Consider the following 8,509-nt stretch of genomic DNA (forward strand, 5'->3'; position numbering starts at 1 on the left):
CCTTGTCCTAGCAGGGCTAAGGCTGGGTTTAAAAAATCGCCAAGTGGGTGAAAAGTGGGTTTCTGATGATTGTTCCTATTTATGCAAAGGTCTCAATATAATCCCTTAAATTCAAAAACCAAGTGCAACATCTTCTATGCAATGTTTTACACTTGCAAGTTGAATTCAAGACAGTATCTTATTCTCCACTACAAAAGAATTTACGCTAAAATACCCCTATAAATAAGGGTAACGTCCCCTTATTTTCCAAATTAGCCACAGCCTTATTTCGGTCGGTTTAAATTATTCGAGACTTTTGCATAACTCATAATTTTTCACCTTAATTTCAATTTTTAGATTTTTTCAAAAATATTTTCAAAATTACCTGTATTTCTTCATAAAGCCTAAAAAAAACTTATTTTCCCAGCTGCTTTCTTGCTTTATTTCTCTATTTTTAGTCCTTTTCCACCACTTAGATTTGAACAAAAAACAAAGCGATGCCTGAATTCTTACGCTTGCCTATGACCTATGATAGAGACTCTGAAATCATGCAACACGCTACCTTATCTAATCATTTAAAGTATTAATATTTACTTTGCTGATCTGTATGCGTCATGGCAAGGGGCTCTAATGAGAACGCCCATGGTTTAATCCGCCAATACTTGAAGAACTACTACCCTTTAGTCAACTTTCGGATAAATCGCACTAAGGTTCTTTGAGCGTCTTTAAATATTTTAATCCGTTAATTTTAAAAAACTTTAAGTTGGCATTGCCCTATATTTAATCGGATGTAGCGTTAGATGTAGGTGTAATGCCTCCAGGATCTGCACCCCACGCCGTGATTGAACCATCGGCTTTAACGGCGACAAAGGCAGTCCCATTTGAATAAATTTTGGTATAGCCATTACCATCGGGTGCACCTGTGCCTCCAGTATCCGAACCACCCCACGCCGTGATTGAGCCATCGGCTTTAAGGGCGGCAAAGGCACTCCAATTTGAATAAATCTTGGTATAGCCATTACCAGAGGGTGCACCTGTGCCTCCAGTATCCGAACCACCCCACGCCGTGATTGATCCATCGGCTTTAAGGGCGGCAAAGGCACCCCAAGTTGAATAAATCTTGGTATAGCCATTATCAGAGGGTGCGCCTGTGCCTCCATAATCCGAATCACCCCACGCCGTGATTGATCCATCGGCTTTAAGGGCGGCAAAGGCATACGCAGTTGAATAAATCTTGGTATAGCCATTATCAGAGGGTGCGCCTGTGCCTCCCTCATCCGAATCACCCCACGCCGTGATTGACCCATCGGCTTTAAGGGCGGCAAAGGCAACATAAGTTGAATAAATCTTGGTATAGCCATTATCAGAGGGTGCGCCTGTGCCTCCATACTTTGAATTACCCCATGCCTTGATTGATCCATCGGCTTTAAGGGTGGCAAAGGCCCACCCATTTGAATAAATCTTGGTATAGCCATTATCAGAGGGTGCGCCTGTGCCTCCCCGATCCGACTGACCCCACGCCGTGATTGATCCATCAGCTTTAAGGGCGGCAAAGGCAGTCGCAGTTGAATAAATCTTGGTATAGCCATTATCAGAGGGTGCGCTTGTGCCACCTGCCCAACTCGCGCCCCACGCCGTGATTGACCCATCGTCTTTAAGGGTGGCAAAGGCATAATTGTTAAGATAATTTAGCGCATTATGCAACCCACCAAAATCATTATAGGCACTAGAGTAATCCACCTCAGCAAAACGCCACTTTTCTACTGTTTTATCTACTGTTTTTTGCCAGTAATCTGCCAATAAAGCCGCTCGAGCAGGTAAAAATTGCTTGGTTAATGCTGGAGATAGATTGCCCTGCTCATCAACATGGACAAAAAACTTACTCGGTGGCCATTTAACATTCGGGGCAATTTCTGCACCATTACTGTTTTGATGGCAACCGCCACAACTCATTGCCTCAGCACGATTCATAATCATTTTTGCATTGTAACCTGACAAATTTAATGCTGCCAGTTTGTTGTTGATGATTGTTTTTAAGTTTGTGTTTTTGGCGTTAGCGGTATTGTCACTAGCACTAGAGTCTGATTGAAACTCATTGTATTGGTTGTCATTTTCCAAGCCAAAACCATTAATAATGTCGCTAGAACTAGGGTTAGTTGCACGCTTTTCAGGTGCTAATAAGTTATCAACATAGCCACTAAAATCACGAATGAAGTCAACCCTCAAATCCTTTAACGAATCTGAATCTAGGCTTCCTTCCTTAGCAAAAAGCTCGGCCAATGGGTTGGATTTAACGCTGTCGGCAACAAAAACAGCCTCTCCTTTGGTATTGATATCGGTTTTAAATTCTCTAAGCTGCCATGGACTGTTAATGAATGCGTTAGAACGCACTTGACCTGTGCCGTGAGTGTAGTGAGCGAAGTTAATGGCTGCAGGTAATTGCACGCCCTTGTGTTCTAAGCCTTGATAAAAGAATTTTTCTAGTTGTACTAGCGCATCTGTTTTGCTCATACTTCCTATTTCTTTCCAAAAATCTGCCACTGCAAAACAGCCTGCTTTGCCCTTCTTGAGTTCAGGATTGGGGTATTGAGCCTCAAAGATTAGAAAGAATCTACCGCCATTATTTTTATGGTAAATAACTCGGTACTCACCACAATGTTGACCACTGCTGGAACTGAGGTCAAAACGGTTGAATATTGCAGTTGGTGACATGTTGTCAACCAACCCTGAAAGAGAAGCCTCTTGTGCTCTTTTTTGTAAATCCATTTTTACAAAACCATTGGTTTTTGAATCAACATTGAGTGTTTTTAGTAAACTGTTTAGGAGTTGTGCGTTAGAGCTGTTTGTTGTTGCGTTGCTAGTATTGCGAATGTTTGTGAGTGTTTTGGCAAGTGAGAATTTTTTATCAAAATCATCGTTATCTACACTAGTAGCACCTCGGTTAAAGACTAAAGCGTTGTTATTGATGAGTGTGGATTGCTGTGAGAAAGCAGAAGAAGCACTAGAATTTACTGATGTTTTGCTTTGCAAGTAATCATCCATTAGGTTGCGCTCACCAGAGCGTCCGCCTGCAATGGCTGTGCTGATTGAGACAATAAGGGCTGTGCTTAATAGTAGAATGCGGGCAAAATTTGGGCTAAGAGATATTGGGTTCATGATTTTAAATTTAAAAGATAATTTTGTTAATTATAATGTTATTTCTAACTTATTGGTATCTTTATTAAATTTAACTTGCAGTTCACAATAGCCATTTTCATCATTGATTGTCTGCGATACATCATCGCTACAAACACATCCTGCTAACACTTCACGAAAAAATACACCTGTTTTTAATTGGATAATATCCTCAGACTCAGCGCTTGAAAGAATTGTAATCTCAACAGAGTCTTTGTCAATATTACCACTATGGCGGCAACACACAGAAAGTGGTAAGTTATCAAGCGTTAAGGTTTTAAGCGCTTGTTTGAATGTATCATTTTCAAATTTATCATATGCCTGTTGAAACAGCATTACGAAGATAAAATAAGATTGTGTGCCTTTGATGCCGCCCTAACAAAACTCTCAAATAATCGGTGCCCATCGCGTGGTGAGGAGGTAAACTCTGGGTGGAATTGGCAAGCCACAAACCAAGGGTGGTCAGAAATTTCTACCATTTCCACCAAAGAGTTATCAATTGAACGCCCGGAAATTTTTAACCCTGCATCTTCTATTTTGTCAATCAAGTTGTTGTTAACTTCATAACGATGACGATGACGCTCAGTAATCACTTCTTTGCCATAAATTTCTCTAGACTTTGAATTGCTAGTCAAAGCACACTCTTGACCACCTAAACGCATCGTTCCGCCCAAATCAGAATCTTTATCACGCGTTTGTGTATTGCCCTCTTCGTCTTGCCATTCAGTGATTAAACCGATCACTGGATATGGACTAGATGAGTCAAACTCAGTAGAGTTAGCGCCACCCATATTTGCCACATTACGCGCGTATTCAATCACTGCAACCTGCATACCAAGACAAATACCTAAATAAGGCACCTGGTTTTCTCGTGCATATTTAACCGCGGCAATCTTGCCTTCAACACCACGATTACCAAAACCACCTGGTACTAAAATCGCGCTCATTTCACTTAAACAGCCCACCCCTTTTTCTTCAATTTCTTCAGAATCAAAATAATGGATATTAACTTTAGTTTTGGTATGAATGCCTGCGTGCAATAAAGCCTCTGACAGCGACTTATAGGCTTCTGTTAGATTCATATATTTACCCACCATGGCAATATCAACAGCAGCCTCAGGTGAATAAAGTTTGTCAACCACGCTGTCCCACTCGCTCAAATCGGTTGGTTTGCAATCAATGGATAATTTTTTCACCACAATATCGTCCAAACCTTGTTCATACAGGGCTCTTGGGACTTTATAAATGGTATCAACATCAAGTGATGTAAAGACTGAATCTGACGCTACATTAGTAAACAAGGCAATCTTAGCACGCTCTTCTTCAGGCAGTTCGTGCTCGGAACGACAAATTAAAATATCAGGCTGAATACCGATACTACGCAATTCTTTTACAGAGTGCTGTGTTGGCTTGGTTTTTAATTCCCCTGCGACTTTAATATAAGGCAACAAGGTTAAATGCACGAACAAGGTATTTTCACGACCCAATTCAAGACTCATCTGTCTAATGGCCTCCATAAATGGCAACGACTCAATATCACCGACTGTGCCGCCAATCTCAACCAAGGCAACCTGCGCACCTTGTGCACCTGCTTGTGTCAATTCTTTGATTTCATTGGTAATGTGTGGCACAATCTGCACCGTTGCGCCCAAATAATCACCACGACGCTCACGCTCAATCACACGCTGATATACACGCCCTGCCGTAAAGTTGTTTTTCTTACCTAACTGTAAGCGTACAAATCTTTCATAATGACCCAAATCTAGGTCAGTTTCAGCGCCATCATTCGTGACAAAAACTTCACCGTGTTGGAATGGACTCATCGTACCTGGATCAACATTAATATAGGGATCCAACTTAAGCATGGTGACTTTAAGTCCGCGAGATTCTAAGAGTGTTGCCAAAGAAGCAGCAGCGATGCCCTTGCCTAAAGAAGACACCACACCGCCAGTAATAAAGATATATTTTGTTGCCATAAAAAGTGACAAAGTTGAAAGGCATATAATACCTAAAAAAACCCTCTATTTAAAGAAAACTTTACGCAAAACTAAACTTGTGGCAATATGCTAATTAGGTAAAATTCTTAAAATGGGTTACAAAAACTTTACCTCAAGACTGTTCTATTATCTAAAGCCTCATGTTGGCAAGCTTGTCTTCACTTCTTTGATGATGATATTTGCAACCGTATTAGAAGGCTCAATTCCTGAAATCACAGGACGCATTATTGATGACTTGTTTGTTGGTGAGCGCAACACACAAACTGCACTACTTTATGCGGGCATATTACTTGCTGTGATTACTGCCAGCTCTATATTTGCACTAACTTCTACTGCAACAAGTTCATGGGTGTCTAACAAAGTGATTATGGATTTGCGTGCAAATATGTTTGCCAAATTGCTAACATTACCCAAGGCGTATTTTGACCAACACCCTACTGGTGAAACCTTATCTAAACTCACTTACGATGTAGAACAAATCGCCAATGCTGCCTCTACTATTTGGCTAGAGTTTGTCAAGTCTTTTGTCTTTGTTATTATTCTCATTATTTACTTATTTTATAAAAGTTGGGCGCTTAGCCTCTCTCTGATTATCTTTCTACCACTAGTGTTCTTAGCAGTTAAGTTATCTTCTACGCGTATGCGCAATTCCAGTAGAAAAGTACGACAATATATGGGCAGTATGACACACTTGTTGAATGAAAATATTTCAGGAAGCTCATTAGTCAAAATCTACAATGCACAAAATCAAGAAAGCGATAAATTCTTTGCCTTGATTCAAACGATTCGCCAACAACGCTTTAAAGTAGATATGGCCAGTGCTTTTAACATGATCTTTGTTAATATTTTAATTGGCTTATCTTTGGCAAGTGTGGTGTATTTTTCTGCCACTTATTTAACAATGACTGCGGGTGAATTTTTGTCTTATTTCACCGCAATGGGCATGCTGGTCAAACCCGCCAAAAGTTTAATTAATATCAACAAACCACTACAAACAGCAATGACGGCTGGTGAAAGTGTGTTTGGACTGATAGACGAACCGCAGGAGCAAAATAGCGGCAAAAAACAGCTTAAAGATGTCAAAGGTGCGATTAAATTTAATCGTGTTTCTTTTGGCTACACCGACCAAAACAATGTAATAAATAATATTGATTTAGATATTAAAGCAGGTCAGACTATCGCCCTTGTTGGTTCTACCGGTAGCGGTAAAACCACTATTATTCAACTCTTGGCTAAATTCTATTCGCCAAAATCAGGCAGTATTACCATTGACGGTACCGATATTTGCGAATTTGAACTGGATTCATTACGCACGCAAATCGCCTTTGTTGACCAAAATGTACGCCTATTTAATGACAGCGTGAAAGGCAACATTGCACTGGGTCAAATACAAAATATGAGTGATGAGAAAATTGAAAATGCTGCCAAAATTGCAAATGCTTATGACTTTGTAGAGGCTTTAAGTGAAAAGTTTGATTCTCAAATCGGCGAAGATGGCACCAAACTCTCTGGTGGTCAACGCCAGCGTTTGGCTATCGCCAGAGCAATAGCCAAAGACAGTCCGATTTTGATTCTTGATGAAGCGACTTCTGCACTTGATTCTGCCACCGAGAAAAAAGTTCAAGCAGCCATAGATGAAATGCAAAAAAACCGCACTACTATTATTATTGCTCACCGTCTAAGCACCGTACAAAAAGCCGATAAAATTATAGTACTTCGTCAAGGTGAAGTCATTGAACAAGGCTCACACCAAGAATTACTCAGTGCAAATGGTGAATATGCCTCACTGTATAAACATCAGTTTAATTAATTCTTCTCAGTCCTTATCATTAATTTGTTTTTTTGACAACTATCATCTTATACTCAAGCATATCACGCATCGTATAACCAATACCTCCGATACCATAACCTGAATGTTTTCTACCCGAAAATGGCATCCAGTCCACTCTAAAAGTGGTGTAATCATTAATCATGACTGCACTGGCTGCTAATTTTTTAGCCACCTCCATTGCCCTTTGCGCATTATCACTAAATACTGCCGCTTGGAATGAAACATCCAAACTGTTTGCTTGTTCAATTGCCTCATCAAGTGTTTTGTAGCCATAAATACACACCACAGGCCCAAACACCTCTTGGGTAGATACTTTAGCGTCTTTGGGTGGGTTTAGCAGTACTGTTGGCTCATAACTCAGCGCATTAATACGCTTGCCGCCTGTTATCAACTGTGCACCTGATGCGATTGCTTCATCAACCCAAAGCTCAATTCTATCTGTCTCTTTTTCTGAGATGAGCGGACCTAAATCGCAGTCTTCGTTAATCGCATCGCCAACCACTTGCCCAGCGGCAACAGTGGCAATTTTCTGTGCCAAATCTTGCATGCGCTTTTCAGCTACATAGATGCGTTGCACCGAAACACAAACTTGCCCAGAATGATACATACTGGCTTTTACCACACCATTTACAAAACCTTCTTCATCTGTATATTCATCAAAAATCAGCGGCGCAACGCCACCGTGCTCTAAGGCACAACGCGTGCCTGGTGCAAGTTTTGATTTGAGGCTCCAGCCTACTTTAGCAGAGCCAATAAAGCTAAAAAATGCCACACGCGGGTCAGTGACTAATTTTTCTGCATTTTCATTATTCAGCAAAGCGACTTGCACCCAGCCTACTGGCAATCCTGCTTTTTGGATTAACACCGCTAAACGCAATGTGCACAGTGGCGTTAAACTGGCAGGCTTGATAATCACAGGGCAACCACTGGCAATGGCAGGAATAACTTGGTGTATTGCTAAATTCAGCGGGTGATTAAAGGCACTAACTGCCACTACCACGCCGATTGGCTCAAGTATCGTGTGTGCCTTATGCCCTGCTCCTGCGGATGTATAGTCCATTGGAATTTCTTCGCCTTTAATATTGCCCAATTCAATAATGGCAATACGAATACCGCTAATAGCACGGGTAACTTCCACTCTTGCATCACGAATGGGTTTGCCGCCCTCATTGGCAATTAAGCGTGAAAAATCTTCATGCTCAGCCCCCACCAAATCGGCTAATTTTTGCAACACCTCAATGCGTTGAACCTCTGGCAATCTCCCAGTTTTATGCAGTGCTTGCGCTGTGGACAACATCTGCTGTACTTGTGTGCTGTCGTGCATTTCCAGCTCAGCTAGCGTTTCACCCGTATAAGCCTGGGTAACGATTAATTTTTCCATTATGCCTCCTATGCGTTGCTTAGTTGTTTAGTGTCAGGTTTCACCACATTATTCCCTACTTTCAAAAACCACACTCCGAAACATATCAGGCTTTCTGATAAACAAATCAGGCTTCAAATTATACCAATACTCTAAAGCCTCATATTA

5 protein-coding genes are annotated in these 8,509 nt (G+C 41.1%); 1 reads left to right on the forward strand and 4 read right to left on the reverse strand.

The genetic code is table 11. The features are described 5' to 3' along the window. Positions 1-759: 759 nt before the first annotated feature. The 3 genes from BBROOKSOX_RS07665 to BBROOKSOX_RS07675 are packed head-to-tail and all read right to left on the reverse strand — an operon-like array spanning position 760 to position 5,129. Positions 760-3,135 (reverse strand): RCC1 domain-containing protein, encoded by a 2,376-nt coding sequence (locus BBROOKSOX_RS07665; RefSeq protein ID WP_139660631.1) that lies wholly within the window; start codon positions 3,133-3,135, stop codon positions 760-762. Between the two features lie 30 nt (positions 3,136-3,165). Then, positions 3,166-3,489 (reverse strand): hypothetical protein, encoded by a 324-nt coding sequence (locus BBROOKSOX_RS07670; protein ID WP_139660634.1) that lies wholly within the window; start codon positions 3,487-3,489, stop codon positions 3,166-3,168. After that, positions 3,489-5,129 (reverse strand): CTP synthase, encoded by a 1,641-nt coding sequence (locus BBROOKSOX_RS07675; protein ID WP_139660636.1) that lies wholly within the window; start codon positions 5,127-5,129, stop codon positions 3,489-3,491. Before BBROOKSOX_RS07675 ends, BBROOKSOX_RS07670 begins: the two co-directional genes overlap by 1 nt. A gap of 112 nt (positions 5,130-5,241) precedes the next feature. On the opposite strand from BBROOKSOX_RS07675, the gene msbA reads away from it, so the two are divergent. Further along, a complete protein-coding gene (msbA, locus tag BBROOKSOX_RS07680; RefSeq protein WP_139660639.1) occupies positions 5,242-6,960 on the forward strand; it encodes a lipid A export permease/ATP-binding protein MsbA in 1,719 nt (572 codons plus the stop codon). 19 nt (positions 6,961-6,979) lie between these two features. Here msbA and BBROOKSOX_RS07685 read toward each other — a convergent pair whose 3' ends face one another. Further along, positions 6,980-8,362, reverse strand: coding sequence for an aldehyde dehydrogenase family protein (locus BBROOKSOX_RS07685; RefSeq protein ID WP_139660642.1), 1,383 nt, complete (start codon positions 8,360-8,362; stop codon positions 6,980-6,982). Positions 8,363-8,509: the final 147 nt, after the last annotated feature.

The organism is bacterium endosymbiont of Bathymodiolus sp. 5 South (assembly GCF_900128535.1).
Lineage (GTDB): Bacteria > Pseudomonadota > Gammaproteobacteria > PS1 > Pseudothioglobaceae > Thiodubiliella.